At 37.5% G+C, this 20,734-nt stretch carries 16 protein-coding genes; all 16 read right to left on the bottom strand.

Annotation, left to right across the window (positions count from 1 at the left end; all coding sequences use genetic code 11):
* Window positions 1-81 precede the first annotated feature (81 nt).
* The 16 genes from CWS31_RS09940 to frr all read right to left on the bottom strand — a co-directional run bounded on the left by CWS31_RS09940 (window position 82) and on the right by frr (window position 20,636).
* Window positions 82-651 (bottom strand): PhnA domain-containing protein, encoded by a 570-nt coding sequence (locus CWS31_RS09940; protein WP_101344051.1) that lies wholly within the window; start codon window positions 649-651, stop codon window positions 82-84.
* 237 nt (window positions 652-888) lie between these two features.
* The gene (tilS, locus tag CWS31_RS09935; RefSeq protein ID WP_101344052.1) at window positions 889-2,382 is read right to left on the bottom strand and encodes a tRNA lysidine(34) synthetase TilS; all 1,494 of its coding nucleotides are present in this window, start codon (window positions 2,380-2,382) and stop codon (window positions 889-891) included.
* A gap of 104 nt (window positions 2,383-2,486) precedes the next feature.
* On the bottom strand, window positions 2,487-3,443 hold the full coding sequence (gene accA / locus CWS31_RS09930) for an acetyl-CoA carboxylase carboxyl transferase subunit alpha (RefSeq protein ID WP_101344053.1): 957 nt from the start codon (window positions 3,441-3,443) through the stop codon (window positions 2,487-2,489).
* 142 nt (window positions 3,444-3,585) lie between these two features.
* Window positions 3,586-7,152, bottom strand: coding sequence for a DNA polymerase III subunit alpha (dnaE, locus tag CWS31_RS09925; protein WP_101344054.1), 3,567 nt, complete (start codon window positions 7,150-7,152; stop codon window positions 3,586-3,588).
* The gene (rnhB, locus tag CWS31_RS09920) at window positions 7,145-7,810 is read right to left on the bottom strand and encodes a ribonuclease HII (RefSeq protein ID WP_101344055.1); all 666 of its coding nucleotides are present in this window, start codon (window positions 7,808-7,810) and stop codon (window positions 7,145-7,147) included. Before rnhB ends, dnaE begins: the two co-directional genes overlap by 8 nt.
* A 152-nt stretch (window positions 7,811-7,962) precedes the next feature.
* Window positions 7,963-9,129, bottom strand: coding sequence for a lipid-A-disaccharide synthase (gene lpxB, locus CWS31_RS09915; RefSeq protein WP_101344056.1), 1,167 nt, complete (start codon window positions 9,127-9,129; stop codon window positions 7,963-7,965).
* Between the two features lie 120 nt (window positions 9,130-9,249).
* The gene (gene lpxA, locus CWS31_RS09910) at window positions 9,250-10,020 is read right to left on the bottom strand and encodes an acyl-ACP--UDP-N-acetylglucosamine O-acyltransferase (protein WP_101344057.1); all 771 of its coding nucleotides are present in this window, start codon (window positions 10,018-10,020) and stop codon (window positions 9,250-9,252) included.
* A gap of 67 nt (window positions 10,021-10,087) precedes the next feature.
* Window positions 10,088-10,540, bottom strand: a complete 453-nt coding sequence (gene fabZ / locus CWS31_RS09905; RefSeq protein WP_101344058.1) for a 3-hydroxyacyl-ACP dehydratase FabZ — start codon at window positions 10,538-10,540, stop codon at window positions 10,088-10,090.
* A gap of 212 nt (window positions 10,541-10,752) precedes the next feature.
* Window positions 10,753-11,802 carry a UDP-3-O-(3-hydroxymyristoyl)glucosamine N-acyltransferase gene (gene lpxD / locus CWS31_RS09900; RefSeq protein WP_101344059.1) on the bottom strand — a complete coding sequence of 350 codons (1,050 nt, stop codon included), beginning with the start codon at window positions 11,800-11,802 and terminating at the stop codon, window positions 10,753-10,755.
* A 110-nt stretch (window positions 11,803-11,912) separates the two neighbouring features.
* A complete protein-coding gene (locus CWS31_RS09895) occupies window positions 11,913-12,431 on the bottom strand; it encodes an OmpH/Skp family outer membrane protein (RefSeq protein ID WP_101344060.1) in 519 nt (172 codons plus the stop codon).
* A 193-nt stretch (window positions 12,432-12,624) separates the two neighbouring features.
* Complete coding sequence (gene bamA / locus CWS31_RS09890) at window positions 12,625-15,096, bottom strand: outer membrane protein assembly factor BamA (protein ID WP_484038964.1); 2,472 nt, start codon at window positions 15,094-15,096, stop codon at window positions 12,625-12,627.
* Between the two features lie 245 nt (window positions 15,097-15,341).
* Window positions 15,342-16,700 carry a sigma E protease regulator RseP gene (rseP, locus tag CWS31_RS09885; RefSeq protein WP_101344185.1) on the bottom strand — a complete coding sequence of 453 codons (1,359 nt, stop codon included), beginning with the start codon at window positions 16,698-16,700 and terminating at the stop codon, window positions 15,342-15,344.
* A gap of 8 nt (window positions 16,701-16,708) precedes the next feature.
* Window positions 16,709-17,938, bottom strand: a complete 1,230-nt coding sequence (gene ispC, locus CWS31_RS09880; RefSeq protein WP_101344062.1) for a 1-deoxy-D-xylulose-5-phosphate reductoisomerase — start codon at window positions 17,936-17,938, stop codon at window positions 16,709-16,711.
* A gap of 64 nt (window positions 17,939-18,002) precedes the next feature.
* Window positions 18,003-18,866, bottom strand: a complete 864-nt coding sequence (locus CWS31_RS09875) for a phosphatidate cytidylyltransferase (RefSeq protein WP_101344063.1) — start codon at window positions 18,864-18,866, stop codon at window positions 18,003-18,005.
* 143 nt (window positions 18,867-19,009) lie between these two features.
* A complete protein-coding gene (locus CWS31_RS09870; protein ID WP_101344064.1) occupies window positions 19,010-19,777 on the bottom strand; it encodes an undecaprenyl pyrophosphate synthase in 768 nt (255 codons plus the stop codon).
* Window positions 19,778-20,078: 301 nt separating this feature from the next.
* A complete protein-coding gene (frr, locus tag CWS31_RS09865) occupies window positions 20,079-20,636 on the bottom strand; it encodes a ribosome recycling factor (RefSeq protein ID WP_101344065.1) in 558 nt (185 codons plus the stop codon).
* Window positions 20,637-20,734 lie beyond the last annotated feature (98 nt).

The raw sequence follows: 20,734 nt of genomic DNA, 5'->3' as shown, positions 1-20,734 counted from the left end.
AAAAAACGCTGTGATAGGAATATCACAGCGTTTTTTTGTATTACCATTTGTATGTTAAGAGCTTTATATAGAGATAAATTTTTAAGCTTTTTTCAAGTACGCTGCAACAAGCACGATACGCGTTCCGTTTACTTTGCCTTCAATATGCTCTGGGTTATCCGTTAAGCTAATACCACGAACCATTGTGCCCTGCTTAGCTGTAAAGTTAGCACCTTTAACCTTTAAATCTTTGATCAAAGTAACATTGTCGCCATCTTGTAATTCAGCACCGTTACTATCACGAGTTGGCCCTTCTCTACGCTCTGCGGCTATGCCTTGTTCGGCCCATGTTTTCACTTCATCTTCTAGGTAAATCATATCTAGTGCATCTTGTGCCCAACTTTCACTCGAAAGTTTATGTAGCATACGATAAGACATAACCTGTACAGCTGGCTCTTGGCTCCACATACTGTCATTTAAACAACGCCAATGATTAACATCTAGTGAATCTTGTCCTTCTATTTGAGATAAACAGTTTTGACATATATAAATAGATTGCTGAGCACTTAAGTCACTGGTTGGAGGCACTGGATATACCGTTAAATTTTCAGCGCTAGTGCAAAGTTCACAAGTGTTATTACTGCGGTTTTTTAAAGCTTGTTCAGTCGCCATAATTAATTCCATTAAGGTAGTAAATATCTTAACTCATCATATTAAATAATAGGTGATTATAATAATCACTAATATGATGAGTTAAATCATATAAGTAGCGATATTATACGCTTGTGCTCTTAATATCGCCTCAACTTTCTATAAAATATTGATTTTTAATGATTCTTGGATTCAAATAATAAGTGCATAACTTGAATCAGCTAAGGAGGAATAAGCTAGGGGAATAAAAATTAGGGGTTAACCGTTGAATTCAACAGACAACGAAGGTTGATTATTACTCGCGATAAAAGGCTTACATACAAAGTACCCTAAAGCAGAAACTAACACGTTGTCATAATATAAAAATGCAATACGCTTACGCTGCCAAGGAGGTATTGTTAGCTCTTGAAGTACTTTTTTTACACTGCGTGAGTGTTGTCTAAAGTGAGGTAAACATTTAGGGTTGTTATGACCAAAACTAATACTCACTTGTTGCCCTGTATTAGGTAATAAAATATTTGGCATTAGCTTTTCAACATCCGCTCTTTCATGCTGAACGTTAATAACAACATTAGCAGTAGCAGTAGCAGTAATATTTTTAGCTGTAAAAATTACCTTACCTAAATGATCAGGTAAAGTAACCTGACAAACATGTTTATGCGCGTCTGGCTGTGTTAATAGCTCTAGATTCGTTGTTTTCTCTGACTGCTCTGACTGAATAAGCGTTAATAGTTTAAATAGATCAAACTCTATTTGCCAACTACTTAAATCGCTATAAGTAGGCGTTAGATAAAGCGCATTTTTAAAACGTCTAAAAAAATGAGAGCCAACCTTAACTTCAGGTGTTTTATCATTACTAGCTTCAAGCTGCATACGTACCTGATTAATTTGCTCAGTATTTGGCATCAAGCAATGATAACTTGGATGTTGCGCCATAAAATATCGAAGCAGATTATTAAAGCGCGCTGTTGATAAAGCTTTTAACTCATCAATCCGTAAGCTGTCTAAACTTGCCTTACATTGTTGTAAATCTTGTTCAGCAAGCTCATCTAACAATTCTTGTCCTGCCAAACAATGCTCTGCACTGCGGTTAATAGTAGTATTAATACTTGGCCATCGTTTACGTAAAAGCGGCATGATGCTTTGTCTAATAAAGTTTCGGTCAAAGCTGATATCGCTATTCGATTCATCTTCTACCCAGTTTAATCCATTAGCTTTAGCGTAATGTTCAATTTCTTGGCGAGATGTATCAAGCAGAGGTCGCACTAATAAATGTTGAGCAAGATTAGTTTGAGCCAACATTGCTGACAACCCCTTTAAACCAGAGCCACGTTTGAGTGCTAATAGAAAGGTTTCACTTTGATCGTCACTATGGTGCCCTGTTAATATTATCGCAGGTTTATCTGTTAATGACTTAAGTGCATCATACCGAGCATCGCGAGCTAATGCTTCTAATGATTGTTGCGCCTGTGCTTGAACATTCACAGCTTTGACAATCAGTTTTACCGCGTATTTTTCACAGGCTTTCACTGCAAAATTTTGCCAAACTTCCGCATTATTACTCAAACCATGATTAACATGACAAACGGTAATTTCATTACGGATAAGTTGTTGCTGTTTTAATTGCACCAGAGCGTGTAAAAGCACTTGCGAGTCGACACCGCCACTGTAGGCAATAATCAACTCAATATTTCCATAAGTATGGAAAAGAGGTTTGAGTTTTTTTAGTAGTGTGGAGGTAAGTTTATCCATACAAAAATGTCGATAACTCATTATTATGCAATGAGGTTATCGACAATATTCCGCTTGTAAAGGCTACTAAAGCGTACTTAACTGCACACTTTAGCGAAGATTACTTAACAGTAACCAAATGACATTAATCTGTCGTAACGTTGCTCAATGAGCTCTTCTTTGCTCAAACCCTCAAGGTCGGCTAAATCTTGTTTAATTGCTTGTTTAAGATAAGCACCCATAAGATCCATATCACGATGCGCGCCACCTAATGGCTCTTCTACAATACCGTTAATTAAGTCTAACTCTTTAATACGCTGTGCAGTAATACCCATAGCAGCCGCTGCCGTTGAAGCCTTTTCAGCGGTTTTCCATAATATAGATGCACAACCTTCTGGTGAAATTACCGAGTAGGTTGCATATTTTAACATGTTAACTCTGTCGCCTACACCAATGGCTAAAGCACCACCAGAGCCACCTTCACCTATTACTGTACAAACAATAGGAACCGTTAAACGCGCCATCACTTTTAAGTTGCGAGCAATAGCTTCACTTTGACCACGCTCTTCAGCACCAACACCAGGGTAAGCACCAGGGGTGTCGATAAAAGTAATGATTGGCATATTAAAACGTTCTGCCATTTCCATTAAACGCAGCGCTTTACGGTAACCCTCTGGACGCGGCATACCAAAATTGCGTTTAACCTTTTCAGCCGTTGAACGACCTTTTTGATGACCAATAACCATTACTGGTCTGCCGTCTAAACGCGCAGTACCGCCAACAATAGCGCTATCATCAGCATAGGCGCGATCACCTGCTAACTCATCAAATTCAGTAAAAACACGTGAAATATAATCAAGTGTATAAGGACGCTGTGGATGACGTGCTACACGCGCGGTTTGCCAAGGATCTAAATTGGAAAATATTTTCTTGGTTTGCTCTTTATTTTTTTCACGTAATTGCGTGATTTGCTCTTCTATATCGAGATCAAGCTCTTGACCGTTATTAACTAACTGAAGCTCTTCAATTTTTGCATCAAGTTCAGCAATTGGCTGTTCGAAATCTAAAAAGTTTAATGACATGTTTATTTTTACCTAATAAATCTAGTTAATTTTTTAAAATAGTATTTACAACTTAACGTAAAATTCTCATCAATATCTTAACTATTAATATCTTAATTAAAAGATAATCAAAGAAAATCAAAAATAATACCGCTAACTTGTATTATTTAAATTCCATAGCGACATGTTCTTCGCCAAGTAATGTTTTTAATTCGTATAATAGCGTATCGGCCGGCGTTACTCGCCATTGTACGCCTAACTCAAGCGTAGCCTGAGCTTCTTCGCGCTGATAAAAGACTCTTACCGGACAGGTACCCTCTTTAAAAGGCGTTAATACCTGAGTAAATTGGTCAATGAAATTATCATTAATTAAACTGCTATTCACTTGAATATCGATAGAGCTAAGATAATTTTCTCGCGCATCTGTAATAGTCATTATATCCCGAGCGGTCATCGTATTACCACCAGAATAATCATCAAAACTGACTTGTCCACTACAAACTAAAATGGCATCGGTTACTAGCAGCTCAGCAAAGCGATCATAATCGTCTGGGAATAAGCGAATATCCATACGCGCGCTTTTATCATCTAAGGTAACTAAAGCCCAGCGCCGTCCGCGTTTATTAACAAGTACGCGTACACCAATAACTAACCCAACAGCGACAGCTTGTCTGTCTCGTCCTGTTGGTTGCATCGATACTAATCGATTTGAGGAGTATTTTTTTATTTCGGTTAGATAACGATTTATTGGATGACCTGTTAAATAGAGTCCTAACGTTTCTTTTTCACCATCAAGCCAAACTTCTTCTGCCCAAGGTTTAACAACTTTAAAACTTTGTCGTGAATCAGTTTGCTCATCATTAATTAAGCCAAATAAATCATTTTGACCTAAAGATTCTGCTTTAGCATGCTGTTCAGCCGCTTTTATCGCCTCAGGTAAGGTTTCAAAAAGCGCCGCTCTGTTAGCACCTTGATTTTTAGCCACACCTTTTTCAAAATTAGGACCTAGTGCATCCATGGCACCTGATTTGATTAACTTTTCTAATACGCGTTTATTGGTCTTTTTAAGATCAAGGCGAGCACAAAAGTCAAATAAATCGGTAAACGGGCCGCCCGATAATCGCGCTGCAATAATAGCTTCAATAGGGCCTTCACCAACCCCTTTAACAGCCCCGATACCATATACAATTTGATTATCATCATTAACCGTAAACTTATACTGTCCGGCATTAACATCAGGCGGTAATAAGTCAATTTCCATATTGCCACACTCATCAACGAGGGTAACAATTTTCTCGGTATTGTCCATATCAGCAGACATTACCGCAGCCATAAATGGCGCCGGAAAATGGGTTTTCATCCATAACGTTTGATACGATACAAGTGCGTAAGCAGCAGAGTGAGATTTGTTAAAACCATAGCCCGCGAATTTTTCAACTAAATCGAATATTTTGATGGCAAGCTCGCCATCAACACCACGATCTTTTGCACCTTGCTCAAAACCAGCACGCTGCTTAGCCATTTCTTCAGGCTTTTTCTTACCCATTGCACGGCGAAGCATATCAGCGCCACCAAGCGAGTAACCAGCAAGTACTTGGGCAATTTGCATTACTTGTTCTTGGTATAAAATAATGCCGTAAGTAGGTTCAAGTACTGGTTTTAAATCAATATGTTGCCACGTTTCATCAGGGTAACTAATGGCTTCACGACCATGTTTACGCTCAATGAAGTTATCAACCATGCCTGATTGTAATGGCCCTGGTCTAAATAAGGCTACCAGTGCGATGATATCTTCGAAGCAATCGGGTTTAAGTTTTTCAATCAGCGATTTCATACCGCTTGATTCTAATTGGAATACCGCGGTTGTTTTTGAGGCAAGTAACAATTTAAAACTGGCTGGGTCTTCTAAGTTGATTTTAGTAATATCGATTGGCTCTTTGCCCGCTTTTAACAATTTAGCATCGGCCATTTCAATAGCCCACTGCAAAATAGTTAAGGTACGCAGCCCTAAGAAATCGAATTTAACTAGACCTGCATCTTCTACATCATTTTTATCAAATTGTGTTACCGGGTTTTTTCCTTCATCATCACAATAAAGAGGAGCAAAATCAGTAATAGTCGTTGGTGATATAACAACACCACCAGCATGTTTACCCGCATTTCGTGTTGTACCTTCAAGAATACGACACATATCAATTAAATCTTTTACGTCGCTATCTTGCGCATAAACTTCAGATAATTTTGGCTCTTCTTCAAACGCTTTAGCTAAAGTCATACCAGGAGTTGGCGGAATAAGTTTTGAAATTCTGTCAACAAAGCCATAAGGATGACCAAGCACACGGCCAACATCGCGAATTACAGCTTTTGCAGCCATAGTACCAAAAGTAATGATTTGCGATACCGCGTCACGACCATATAATTCGGCAACGTGATCGATTACTTCATCACGTCTATCCATACAAAAATCGATATCAAAATCGGGCATGGAAACACGTTCAGGGTTTAAGAAACGTTCAAAAAGTAAATCGTACTCCAGCGGATCTAAGTCGGTTATATCAAGCGCATAAGCAACTAATGAGCCCGCACCTGAACCACGCCCAGGGCCTACAGGAATATTATTGTCTTTACTCCATTGGATGAACTCCATTACGATCAAGAAGTAACCAGGGAAGCCCATGTTGTTAACAACTTCTAATTCGACTTTTAGACGTTCATCGTACGGTGCTCGAATTTCAGCAAAGTTTTCAGCATTTCGATCAAACAATTGATCGAGACGTTTTTCTAAACCTTTTTCAGATACTTTGATAAAATAGTCATTGATTTCCAAACCTTCGGTTGGAAAATCCGGTAATACATATTCACCAAGGGTAACTGTAACATTGCAACGTTTAGCTATTTCAACACTGTTAGCTAACGCTTCAGGAATGTCACTGAAAAGCTCACACATTTCCTCTTCAGAGCGTAAGTATTGCTCAGCGCTATACTTTCTAGGTCGACGTTTATCATCTAATGTGTAACCGTCATGAATGGCAACACGAATTTCGTGGGCATCAAAGTCATCGGGCGAAAGAAACATTACCTCATTGGTAGCAACAACAGGCAAGCCATGTTTCTCAGCAAGCTCTATGGCTAAATGAATATAATTTTCTTCGTCATTTCGGCCGGTTCTGATTAACTCAAGGAAAAAACAACGGTCAAAATGTTGTTGGTAAAAACTAACCATTTCGGTTACAAGTGGTGTATTACCTTTTAATAAAGCTTTACCTATATCACCTTCCCTGCCACCAGAAAGTATAATGAGCCCTTCTTTATAGTCAACCAACCATGATTTATCTATAACGGCTTTATTTTGGATATGCCCACGAAGGTACGCTTTTGAAATAAGCTCGGTGATATTTTTATAACCAGCGTTATTAGTAGTTAACACGACAATGCGTGAAAGCTCATTTTCTAATTCATCACTCTTAACCCAAAAATCACAGCCGATAATAGGCTTTATGCCCGCGCCATGTGCGGCATGATAATATTTAACTAAGCCGCAAAGGTTAGTTTGATCGGTAAGCGCCAAAGCGGGCATATTTAATTCTGCCGCTTTTGCTATGATAGGTTTTACTTTTTTTAACCCATCACACATAGAGTAATCACTATGTACTCTTAAATGGATAAATTTAGGGGGAATAAAGACTTTTTCTTGTTCAACAATAACGTCTTCAGTCATATTATTACTCATGGTATGTGCCTAAAACGCGGGCTACAGGTTTAAAACTTTGTCGATAACAATCTAACACACCGTGCTCAATAATTTTTTCTAAATGGAGCTTAGTCGGATAACCTTTATGCTTAGCAAAACCGTATTCTGGATGAAGTTTATCAAGAGCTATCATTTCATCATCACGAGCAACTTTAGCAATAATAGATGCCGCACTAATTTCAGCAACACGCGCATCACCTTTTACTACAGCCTGACTTGGTATCTTTGTGCTATTTTCTTCGTGGTGAGTATGATTGCTAATACCATGAACTAAAAAAGTAGGACTGCGGTTACCATCTACCAAGACAAAGTCTGGCTCTACAGACAAACCTTCAACAGCGCGTTGCATAGCAAGCATGGTGGCATGTAATATATTTAACGTGTCAATTTCTTGTGGATTAGCTCGACCGATAGACCAAGCGATGGCTTTTTCTTTGATTTCAACAGACAATAAAGCACGTTTTTTTTCAGATAACTTTTTTGAATCCATCAAACCTGCAATAGGATTATCGGGATCTAAAATAACTGCGGCGGTAACTACATCACCAACTAAAGGTCCGCGCCCCACTTCATCAACTCCCGCAATGCAATAAGCGATGGGATATTCAAAATCTGGAAAAGTTGGTTTAGCTGCCATAGAATTTATACGCCGTTTATTTATGCTTTATGTGTCTTTTATCTGTAGTTTGTGTCTGTTTTACACCGCTTAAGTTTATACTACTGCTGAGCGACACTGAACTTATTTGTCGGTATAAACTTACCGCTTAAAGTATCATTGTCACATGATAGTTAATCATTTTTTTCAAGTACATTTAGCACGGCTTTAGCGGCTTGTTTACTGGCGTCACATTTAAGTTGTTGATGTATTGCGGTGTAACTTGCATTGAGTTGGCTTTGATCTTGGTATAAGCGCTCTTTAACTAATGGCACAATATTTTCAGGGCAAACTTCAGTTTGTAATAACTCAGGTACTAAGGTTTTATTCGTGAGTAAATTAGGCAGTGAAAACCATTTTAATTTAACAAAGCGTCGCCCAAGAAAAAAGGTGATCGGGCTAAATTTATAACAAATAACCATAGGTCGTTTGATTAAAGCCGCCTCTAAAGTAACAGTTCCAGATGCCATTAACAAACAGTCACTCGCTGTCATTACCGCTTGTGTTTTATTCAAAATAACTTGTACTGGTAAATCAGGCGCAAGCTCTGCTTTAAGAGCGTTAAACTGTTCAACTCTTTTCTCGCTGATCATCGGTGCGACAAGCACTAACTCACGGTCTTGTGCTAGTAGCTGTTGAGCACTTGTAAAAAAATCTTTAAGTAGACGTGATAATTCTCCGCCGCGACTACCAGGCATAAGCGCTAGAATTTTTTTGCCTTGAGGTAAACCTAAATTATTTCTTGCTAAGGCTTTGTCACTTTCCATCGGAATATCATCAGCAAGAGGATGACCAACAAAAGTACAAGGTACCTTATGCTTATCATAAAAAGCCTTTTCGAAAGGCAATAACGCTAACACCATATCGGTTGCTTTGGCTATTTTAAAGATACGTTTTTCACGCCAAGCCCAAACTGAGGGACTTACGTAATGAACAGTTTTAATGCCCTTTTCTTTAAGCTTTAATTCTAAACCGATATTAAAATCAGGCGCGTCTATACCAATAAGTATGTCTGGTTTATGACTCTCAAAATATTCTACTAAGGTTTTACGAACATAGAGTAAACGTCTGATCCGACCAAGTACTTCAACAAGTCCCATGACCGAGAGCTCGTCCATAGCAAAAAGGTTCTCAAAACCTAATGCTTGCATTTTAGGACCGCCCATACCAATAAACTTTGCACCAGGATGTGTTAGTCGTAATGCGGTAATTAAACCTGCACCTAGGGTATCGCCTGAATGTTCACCAACAACAATGGCGAATACGGTTTGCGGGATCTCACTTGGAGTTTGAGCAGTCATAAGTGTTAAAGTACTTAAAGTTGAAGTACTTATATTAAGCTAATAGCAAAATAACCACTTAATATAAGTATTAACGACACGGTAATATTAGTTAATATTAGTTAATATTATTCAGTAATATTAACGAATAATACCACGATTAGATTCTTTGATTGAATTACTAAATATTTCTAATTCAGCTGATTGTACAGGCATTTCAGTGATAGCCTGTAAAGCTTCTTCTACCGATAATCCTTGGCGATAGACAGATTTATAAGCACGTTTAATTGATAAAATAGTTTCTTTATCAAAGCCGCGGCGTTTCAAACCTTCGCTGTTCAAGCCAAATGGTTTTGCCGGTTGTCCTGAAGCCATAACGTATGCGGGTACATCTTTTAATATTAAAGCATTACCTGCAATGAAGCTGTGCGCACCAATATGACAAAATTGATGAACGCCAACCATACCGCCAATAATGGCATGATCACCGACATGAACATGTCCTGCAATTGAAGCGTTATTAGCAAAGACACAATGACTTCCAACCATACAATCATGGGCTACATGGGTATAAGCCATAAATAAGTTATTACTTCCTATTTGGGTAAGGCTGTTATCCTGAATAGTTCCGCGATGAACAGTACAAGACTCTCTAAACGTGTTGTTATCACCAATCACCAACTCTGTCAGCTCACCTGCATACTTCAGATCTTGACAATCTTCACCGATACTGGCGAATTGGAATATTTTGTTGCCTTTACCAATACGTGTAGGACCATTAATGACCACATGTGATTTAATTTCACAGTCATCTCCAATAACAACATTACTAGCAATGTGTGTCCACGGACCTATTGATACGTTTTTGCCAATAACAGCACCAGGTTCAATAATAGCTTGAGGATGAATCATAAGTAAAATCTTCTAATAGGTAATAATTAATAGGTAATCGACGAATAAGGTTTAGTGTAAATGAAATTTATAAGGCTCTACGAGCACACATAAGATCTGCACTACATACCACTTTACCATCAACAATAGCTTCACCATAAAATTTCCACATGCCTCTACGTTCTTTAATGAACTCAACATGAAGGTGCATAGTATCACCAGGAATCACTGGCTTTTTAAATTTAGCGTTATCGATCGAAGCAAAAAGATACATTTCGTTTTCGTCACGACCTTCTGTACTTTTAAAACCAAGAATACCAGTAGCTTGAGCTAAAGCTTCTAAAATTAAAACGCCAGGAAAAATAGCTAACTCAGGAAAATGCCCCGTAAAAATAGGTTCATTTATAGTTACATTTTTAATAGCATGTAATGACTTACCAGGTTCATGATCCAACACTCTGTCAACTAATAACATAGGGTATCTATGAGGTATAAGTGTTTTAATTTCATTAAGATCGATTGGTTTTTTAACAGTTTCCAAATGAATATTCCTTTTTGGCTAGTTCAACGCTAGAACAGTTAGTGTAATAAACTAATTGTTTTATTAATAGTTTGCTGTAATAGTCATCTTTCTGCCTTGATAAAGGCACAGTTACCATATAGTTACAATTGCGATATAGTTACTATATAGCTGCGATATAAAAGACGACACTAAATACTTTGCCGTATTTTACGCATTGGCGGGGGGAATAGCTAGTTTTTCAAAACTAATTTTTCTAACTCTTTAACTCGATTTATTAAACTTTCTAAGCGCTTAACTCTAGCGTTATTTTTATTCCATTCTTTATTTGATACAACCGGCATACCTGAAGAGTATACTCCCGCATCGGTTATGTTTTTAGTGACCATTGACATGCCTGTAAATACACAGTTGTCGGCAATATTAATATGACCGTTAATACCAACTAAGCCAGCAATAGTACAGTTTTTACCTATAACGGTACTACCAGCAACAACAGTGCAACCAGCAATAGCGGTATTTTCACCAACAACAACGTTATGCGCGATTTGGATTTGATTATCCAAAATAACCCCATCATGTATTTCGGTATTATCTAGCGCGCCGCGATCAATTGTCGTACTAGCACCTATTTCAACATGATTACCAATAATGACGCTGCCAAGCTGTGGTATTTTATGCCATTTGTATTGACCTTTAACAGGTGCATAACCAAAACCGTCTGAGCCAATGACAGTATTTGCTTGAATTAGGCAATGATGACCAATTTCGACATTGTGATAGATAGATATATTTGCCCAAAGTGTTGTCGATTCACCAATAATAGCATTTTTACCAATAAAGCAACCTGCGCCAACGCTAACATTATCGCTTAGTTTTACCCCTGTCTCAATTACCGCATTGGCGCCAATACTGACGTTATCACCAAAGGTAACATCTTCAGCGATTACGGCACTAGGGTGAATTCCATTCGCAACTTTAGGTGTAGTGTCTAATAAGCTAGCTAAAATAGCATAGCCCATATACGGATTATTCATTACAAGGGCAATGACCGGACAAAATTCTACCATATCAGGCGAAATAATAACGGCAGTCGCTTGCGTACTGCTTAATTGTTGCTGATATTTACTGTTTGCTAAAAATGCTACTTGCCCTGCTGATGCTTTAGCTAATGTAGCTAAGCTACTAATATGACAAGATTGCGCTGAAGAAGCATCAAGGTGCGATGGAATAATCAGATCGGCATCTAATTTTTTAGCTATCTCAGCTAGTGTAAGTGTCATACGTAGTATCTCTGCAGCAATAATTTGGGCAAGTTTTAGTTAATGTTTAACGTAAGTTATTTACATTAATTATCAACGTTATGTTAAACATTAATTAATAGTATTAAGCGTTACTTAATTTTACTTACTTGCTCAACAACAAGCTCTGTAATGCTTGAATCTGGTTTAGAGTAGATAACACCTTGTTGTGCTAATACTAAATCATAACCTTCTTTAACAGCGATACTATCAACTGCTTGGCGAACTACAGCAATAATTTTATTAGTTTCTTGGTTTTGACGTTCAGTGGCTTTTTGCTGTAATGCTTTGCCTTTAACTTGATAGTCTTGATATAAAGATTGAACCGTTGTTTCAAGTTCTTCTTTTTCCTTCGCGCTCATTAAAGAGCCGTCACGTTGTAGCTTTTCTGTGTAGTACTTAATATCTTTTTCAAGTTGGGTAATAAGCGCTTTTTCATCTTTAAATTCACTTTCTAAGCTTTGCATTAACGCTGCTGTTTGCGGTATTTTTTGCATAACTTCTTGAAAGTTTACAACACCAATTTTTTGATCTGCCGCCATTGCTGAACTTGCTAATAACATACCTGTAGCTGCTACGCCCATTACCATAGTTTTAATAACTTTTTTCAACGTTGTTCCCCTAAATTTGATTGATTGTTTTTTATCTGTGTCTTGTTAACAAACTTAATTCTTTAAGTGAGTTTGCTTCAAGTGAATTAATATAACAAGATTAAATTATTTCCGCATAAAAACTTACTTCTTAAGATATATGCGGATAAAAATATATATTTAAAAGGTGTATCTACACTTTTATTTAAATTCTTTAAAAAGTTTGCCCTATATTAAAACTAAAGAAGGATAAGTCATCACCTGGCTCTTCTCTAATTGATTTAGCAAAACTAAATATCATTGGCCCCATTGGTGATAACCACTGGATGGAAATACCTGCAGAACTTCTAAAACGCAAACCATCTGAATAATCTTGTAACTTATCATATTCATATGGAGATAAATCTTCATAGTTTTCTAAATTAAATTCAGTATCCCATACGTTACCAGCATCCCAAAATATACTAGTACGAACGCTATTAGAGAAACTTTCATCTAAAAATGGTGTAGGCACAATTAACTCTATACCCGCCAATGCCATTGCATTACCACCAACCGAGCTTAATGAAACATTAAGTGAATCATATTCTGGCCCTAAACAACAGCCCCCAGGTATAGTCTGTGGAGTGGCGTAGATAGCTCTTGGTCCAATGGTATTGTTTTCAAAACCACGTAATGTATCGGCACCACCAGCACTGAAGTTTTCCCAAAAAGGTAGTAATTGATCATTACCATCAATTTGCCCATAACCATTGGCATAACCTAGTTGTAAGCGAGTTAATAAGCTCCACTTTTGACTTCTGCTTAATGGAAAATAAAATTTTGCGTTGTAATTTAACTTAAAGTATTGCAGGTCAGACTTTGGTGTAGTTACTTTAGCATCAAGTCGTTGTGACGAACCATCTGACGGGAAAGTGCCTCGGTTTAATGTACTACGCGACAAACCAATATTTAAATCAAAAGTTTTAAACGTTAATGCTCCATCAGGATCGTTAGGATCAGCATAAATATCATAAAATGTCTGAATCTGCTCATATGGACGTAATTGTCCAATTTTATTGTACTTCCAGCCAACACCAAAATTTAAACGTAGGTATTCGTTAACAGGGAAACCCCAGTTAAGGCCAACACCAAAGGTTTTGTTATTGTACTCAACTAAGTTAGCATTACCTGCATCATAATCTTTATAATAAACTTGCCCGCCTAACGATACAGCGTCAACGGTAAAGTAAGGGTCAGTATATGAAATTGTTGCACTTTTTTGATAATAGTTTTTAGCAAGACTAAAACCTAACTGATTACCCGTCCCTAAAAAGTTATTTTGTTGAACACCTGCATTTAAACTTAATTTTGTTTGTGAGCCATAACCAACACCCGCAGTAAATTGACCAGATGGTTGTTCTTTAACCGTAAAGTCAACATTAACTAAATCATCTTCACCTTCAATTTGTTTGGTTTCAAATTCAACACTTTCTAAATAAGGTAAACGCATTAACCATGCTTTTGACGATTCAACAACCGAGTTAGATAACCAAGCCCCTTCCATTTGTCTCATTTCACGACGATAAACCTGATCTTCAGTAACATGGTTACCAACGATATTGATGCGATTTACATAAACACGCTTACCAGGGTCGATTGAAATTGAAAGTTTAACGGTTTTATTTTCGTCATCAATATCGGGGATTGTTGTTACTTTTGGATAAGCATAACCATATCGACCTAAAAATTTACTGATCACTTCTTCAGTATAAGTAACCTCAGCACCATTATATAATTCATTCGCTTGTAATGGATTAATAGCACGGATAGTGTTTTCAAAACCTGCCATTTCACCAATAAAGTCAACTTCACTAATGCGGTAAGTATCACCTTCTGTAACATTTAACGCGATATAAACTGCTTCTTTATCTGGGGTCATTGACACTTGCGTTGAATCTACTTTGAAACGTAAATAGCCACGGTTAAGGTAATAACTATTAATAGTTTCTCTATCACCTTCTAATGTTTGTTTTTGATACCTATCTGCCGCCATAAAATCCCACCATGGCGAATCGTAGGTCAGTTCAATTTTTTCTAATAACTCAGCATCGGTGAAAACTTCATTACCAACGATGTTTATCTGCTTGATAGCGGCAGAATCACCTTCAATAAAAACAAATTCAATATTGACTCGGTTTCTTGGTAAATGGGTGATTTTTGCGGTAACTTTGGCGTTGTATTTACCAACACTGTGATAAAAATTCTCTAAGCCCATTTCGATGCCTGAAATAACTGTACGATCAAGGGTTTCGCCTACGCGAATATCACTGTTATCAAGGCTTTCAGTTAACTGTTCATCTTTAAGATCTTTGTTACCATCAAAAGTGACTTCACTAATGGTTTCACGCTCACGGACGCGGTAAACTAAACGGTTGCCATCGCGATATACTCTAATGCCATTAAAGTGGCCAGATTTATAAAGTGTTTTGATAGATTGGGAAATACGGAAATCATTAACATTGTCACCAACGTTAAATGGTATGTGTGTTAATACCGCACCTAGTGCCACACGTTGCAGCCCTTTTACTTCGATATCTTCAACTTGGAAGCTTTGTTCAGACGCTTGTACTGCTTGAGCAGCTTGAACCGTTTGCGCTGTTGTGCCTAATACGCCTAATAAAAGGGAAAAGGTTAGATTTCTCATGATCATAAATTATAAACTTCGTTACTTCTTTTTATAAAAACTGTTAGCGACACTCTCTAAACGTCTTAACTAAACTAACACTCGACACTAACACTCAACCTACGCTCTGCTGGCACTGTTACTATTTTCAAAAATCACAGCGTTAAACCTATTCACTAAATATAAATGTATATACATTTATATTTAGGACTTAATGCCTAGTTTGTTTCGCAACTCGAAATATGCCGAGATAATCGTTATCTGAATTAGCCTAATACTCGACTAAAGTCATTGAATAAACCGATTGCCATTAACGTTAACAAGGCTAATGCGCCAAACTTAAAACCACTTTCTTGTATTTTCTCGGGTACTTCTTTTCCAGTAAAAAGCTCTATAAGATAATAGAGTAAGTGTCCGCCATCAAGTACTGGAAGCGGTAAAAGGTTAATTATTCCCAAATTAATACTTATTAAGGCTAAAAAGCCTAGAAAATATACAAATCCGTGCCCTGCACTACTGCCTGCTCCTTGCGCAATACCAATAGGCCCACTTAAATTTTTAACTGAAACATCACCAGTAATTAATTTACCAATCATACTAAAAGTTAAACTTGTTAGATTCCAAGTTCGCTCAGCACTTTCCATTAAGGCATCAAGTGGACCGTAACTCAACTCTATAAGTTGTGATTCAGGCCAAGCATCAGCTTTAGGTGCTACACCAATATAACCGACTGTTTTGCCACTTTGTTCAATACTGCTTGGTGTAATGGGTAACGACATTACATTCCCATCACGATTAATGGTAATTAATACTTCCTGCAACGGGTATAACTTTATTTCTTTCGCAAAATCAAGCCAAGTATCAAGAGGCTTTCCTTTAACCGCGACAAGTTTATCGCCAACTTTTAAACCTGCTAATGCTGCAGGGCTATCTTCAGCCACTGCTGATAATTCATTATGTACGTTAGGTCTAAAAGGCGTGATACCTAAACTTGTTAAGGCAGAAACTTTATCAGGTGAAAAATTCCAATCACGGGTATCTAAAACTGACGTAGCAATATAAAGATTGTCACCATCTTTTGTTTTAACTTCAATTTTTTCATTACCAATTTCACCTATAAGGGAAAGATTTACCTCTTGCCAATCACGTGTTTTATTACCACCGATACTGACTATCTCGGTATTATTAGGCAGACCCGCTTTACTCGCTATGGAGTTCACTTCAACATGGCCAATAACAGGTCTTACACTAGGCACACCAATCAAAAACATAAGATATAATGCAAACAAAGCAAAAATAAAATTAGCCATTGGCCCCGCAGCTACAATAGCAATACGTTGGTATACGCTTTTACTATTAAAGGTTTTATCTTTATCTTCGGGAAGTACATCATCAACACGTTCATCCAACATTTTGACATAGCCGCCAAGCGGTATCATCGCCAAAACGTACTCTGTGCCGTCTTTAGCTGTTCGTTTATAAATAGCCTTACCAAAACCAACAGAAAAGCGTTCTACTTTAACGCCATTTTTTCTCGCAACCCAAAAGTGACCGTATTCATGAACGGTAACTAAAATGCCTAAGGCAACCACAAACGAGGTTAGGTTCCAAATAAAATCAATCATGGTGTGCATTACTCTGTCGCATTAGCGCTGGAAACGACAGTAAAATCGCTCAACAATGTTTGTGCGAATATACGAGCTTGTTTATCAAGAGCAATCGCATCATTAATATTATCTACCTCTTGTGAGACAAATTTTTTCACAGAAGTTTCATTTATTTTAAATATATCGGTAAATTTTACCTGTCCGTTTAAAAAAGCAGCTACTGCTATTTCATTTGCGGCATTTAATGCGGTACATGCTGCCTGACCTGCACTACAGGCATCAATAGCCAACTTTAAATTAGGGTATCTTTTAAAATCAACATCTTGAAATTCAAATGCTGGCGTATTAAAAAAATCTAGTGGCTCTACACCAGAATTAATTCGATCAGGAAAACTCAATGCATGGGCAATAGGCGTACGCATATCGGGGTTACCCATTTGCGCAATGACCGAACCATCCTTATATTGCACCATTGAATGAATAGTACTTTGCGGATGTAAAACCACTTTAATATCTTCAGCTTGAACATTGAAAAGCCATTTAGCTTCAATAAACTCGAGGCCTTTATTCATCATAGTGGCTGAGTCGACAGATATTTTTCGTCCCATGTCCCAATTAGGATGATTACAGGCTTGATCTGGTGTAACGAACTCTAGAGCATCAACGGCTAGGGTTCGGAATGGACCGCCTGAACCAGTCAGTAAAATTTTATTAATGCCATTATCTAGTAAGTTACAATCACCAATTTTAGTCTGTTGATTGACAGGTAAACATTGAAAAATAGCGTTATGCTCGCTATCTATTGGCAAAAGTTGTGCGCCTGACTCTTTTACTGCACGCATAAATATTGCGCCTGAGGTCACTAAAGCTTCTTTGTTAGCTAACAGAACTCTTTTACCGGCATTAACAGCTGCAAGGGTTGGTAATAAGCCTGCTGCGCCAACAATTGCAGCCATAACTGTATCAGTGTTTGTTTCTTCAGCAATATCGACTAAAGCTTGCTCGCCAGATAACACTGTAATATCTAAGATATTAGCTATCGCTAATTTTTCAGACAATATAGCCGCATGCTCTGCTGAAACTAACACGACATTTTTAGGCTTAAATTCAACACATTGGGCAAAAATGACATCAACACTGGCATGTGCTGCCAAGCTGATTATTTGAAATTTATCGGGATGAAGTCGAACCACATCGAGTGTATTACAGCCGATAGATCCTGTTGAACCTAAAATACAAAGTTGTCGTTTAGACACGTTACTGCTCCCAATAAATTAATTAAAAATGCGCGCGTTATACATTATTTTCAAGCAAAGAGTCTTATGCTAGTAATATGTAACAAAGCGCAAAAATAGGAGCCGTTGCTGTTAAGCTATCGATACGATCTAAAATACCACCGTGTCCGGGTAATATCGCGCCACTGTCTTTAACCCCGGCTTGGCGTTTAAACATACTCTCGGTTAAATCACCTAACACTGAAATTGATGCAATAAGCAAAGTAACCAACAAAGCTGTAATATACTCTTCAACTGCCCATTGTAATGACATGCCAACAACCACTGTTAATATAGCGGCGCATACTACCCCACCTAAGAAACCTTCGATGGTTTTACCTGGGCTAACGTTAGGCATTAATTTATGTTTACCGACTGATTTACCAACAAAATAGGCGCCAACGTCAGCGCTCCATACCAGCATAAATAAATACATTAATAACTGTGCACCTTGAAAATCATCCACAGCATAATTGTTTGTTCTAAGCACCATGAATGCTAACCAAGTTGGTATTAATGTTAACCAACCAAAGACTGCAATAAAGAATTTATTCGTTGCCCATATAGCGCTAGATTTAGGAAATGAAAACATTAATATCGCAGCTAAAGCCCACCAAGCAACACTTAACCACAAGGTTGAAGTGATTTCATGTGTTACACCTGAAACGACTAGCCAGGTATCACTGACAGGTAAGAGCAGCCATAATGATGCAATTAATACGCACGTTATTCCAACATACGCTAAACGTTGAATGGTGCTAACTAAGCCCATAAAGCGAGCCCATTCCCAAGCACCTATAGCGATAATAGCCATTAAAAGTGTTGCGAAGTAGTTAATCGGAAAATAGAAAATTGCTGCGATTACAGATGGAGCTAGTATTAAAGCCGTTATAATTCGTTGTTTTAACAAGGGCTACCCTTTTTTTAGTATTAGACTATCACTAGCCAGATAATCGCTGAGTATCCTCTCAGCTTATTTTATCAGTTAATATCTTAGTGTTATTTATTAATTTTATTTATTTAACTTCGTATTCTTAACTCAGTCTTATAACTCTAGCTAATGGTTTCATTTCTAGCTTGCTCACCGGTTTTACCAAAGCGGCGTTCTCGTTGTTCAAAACTATCTATCGCTTTTTGAAATTGCGTTTCATCAAAATCAGGCCATAAAGTATCAGTAAAATAAAGCTCAGCATAAGCTGCCTGCCATAACAAAAAGTTACTTATGCGATAATCGCCACCTGTACGAATAAGTAGATCTAGCTCAGGGAGGTTAACTAAACACGTTTCTTGATGAAGGCTGTCTTCAGTAATATCATCAAGTGTCATTGTACCTTGTGAGACTTCAGTCGCCAATTTTTTAGCCGCTTGGGCTATATCCCATCGGCCACCATAATTTGCGGCAACAGATAAAACCAAACCAGTATTCTCTGCGGTAAGCTGCTCTGATTTAGCAATATTCTTTTGTAGCTTCTCAGAAAAACGACTTAAATCCCCAACAACTTGAAACCGAATATTATTTTTATGTAAGCGTTTAACTTCTTTCGTTAAAACAAACATAAATAGATCCATTAACACACTAACTTCTGTTTCTGGACGTTTCCAGTTTTCGCTACTAAACGCAAAAAGAGTAAGTGCTTTTACGTTTAATTTACGTGCACTAGCAACTGCAGCTCTAACAGAATCTACACCTGCTTTATGACCGGCTACACGTCCTTTGCCTTGTAACTGTGCCCAACGGCCATTACCATCCATGATGATAGCAACATGTTGAGGGATATTTTTATGCTCTGCTTGTTCAGCCACGACGTCACTATTACCCACTTAACTATTACCTATTTAACAAATACTTATTTACCAATCACTCGCTGACCATGTATAAGCTAGCAATTCATCAATCGATTATCTTATCTAATACATTACGGTGTAAGCTACTTAATACTTAGAGCCTAGCACTTAGTAAATTACCGAGTAACTTTTCAAATAAATTTTCGATTACGAAATTAAACAACCTGAAAAACTGACATTATCTAACGAGTTAATTTATAACTGTTAATCTTAGTAAAAAACGCCTGCTAGCTACCAATTTTTAATGAGCAGTACGGCGTTTTTTTCAAGGACAACATTAGATTTCCATTAATTCAGCTTCTTTCTTCACAAGTACTTCATCAACTTGCTTTACATAAATATCAGTGATTTTTTGGATAGAATCTTCTGCTTGATGATGCTCATCTTCACTGATTTCTTTATCTTTTAATAAGCTTTTAAAATCAGAGTTTGCATCACGACGAATATTACGAATCGCTACTTTTCCGCCTTCGGCTTCGCCACGAACAACTTTAACTAAGTCTTTACGACGTTCTTCTGTTAACGGAGGTAATGGTATACGAATTAAAGTGCCGTTCGACTGAGGATTCAAGCCTAAGTCAGATTTTAAAATAGCTTTTTCAACAGCACTGATCATGCCTTTATCAAAAACAGTAATTGATAAGTTACGGGCATCGGGTACTGAAATATTGCCAACCTGATTTAATGGCGTGTCCATACCATAATATTCAACTACTATGTTATCAAGTAATGAAGCATGCGCACGACCCGTTCTAATTTTAGTCAAGCTATTTTTTAAAGCTTCAATACTTTTACCCATGCGATCTTCTGCATCTTCAATTATTTCATCTATCACGTTAATCTTCCTAAATATTAAGAGGTTAATTTAAGCCAGCGAGTTCTAGGTGTTTACTTATTAAACATCACTTGTTCTATTTTTTGAGTAAACTAAAC

The sequence above is a fragment of the Colwellia echini genome (assembly GCF_002843355.2).
GTDB lineage: Bacteria > Pseudomonadota > Gammaproteobacteria > Enterobacterales > Alteromonadaceae > Colwellia > Colwellia echini.
Note: the sequence above shows the minus strand (reverse complement) of the source record. Positions and strands in the feature narration are given on the sequence as shown.

Excerpts from the sequence above, each read along its gene's own strand:
- CWS31_RS09940 (WP_101344051.1), bottom strand. The coding sequence starts at position 651 with ATGGCGACTGAACAAGCTTTAAAAAACCGCAGTAATAACACTTGTGAA.
- tilS (WP_101344052.1), bottom strand. The coding sequence starts at position 2,382 with ATGGATAAACTTACCTCCACACTACTAAAAAAACTCAAACCTCTTTTC.
- accA (WP_101344053.1), bottom strand. The coding sequence starts at position 3,443 with ATGTCATTAAACTTTTTAGATTTCGAACAGCCAATTGCTGAACTTGAT.
- dnaE (WP_101344054.1), bottom strand. The coding sequence starts at position 7,152 with ATGAGTAATAATATGACTGAAGACGTTATTGTTGAACAAGAAAAAGTC.
- rnhB (WP_101344055.1), bottom strand. The coding sequence starts at position 7,810 with ATGGCAGCTAAACCAACTTTTCCAGATTTTGAATATCCCATCGCTTAT.
- lpxB (WP_101344056.1), bottom strand. The coding sequence starts at position 9,129 with ATGACTGCTCAAACTCCAAGTGAGATCCCGCAAACCGTATTCGCCATT.
- lpxA (WP_101344057.1), bottom strand. The coding sequence starts at position 10,020 with ATGATTCATCCTCAAGCTATTATTGAACCTGGTGCTGTTATTGGCAAA.
- lpxD (WP_101344059.1), bottom strand. The coding sequence starts at position 11,802 with ATGACACTTACACTAGCTGAGATAGCTAAAAAATTAGATGCCGATCTG.
- bamA (WP_484038964.1), bottom strand. The coding sequence starts at position 15,096 with ATGAGAAATCTAACCTTTTCCCTTTTATTAGGCGTATTAGGCACAACA.
- rseP (WP_101344185.1), bottom strand. The coding sequence starts at position 16,700 with ATGATTGATTTTATTTGGAACCTAACCTCGTTTGTGGTTGCCTTAGGC.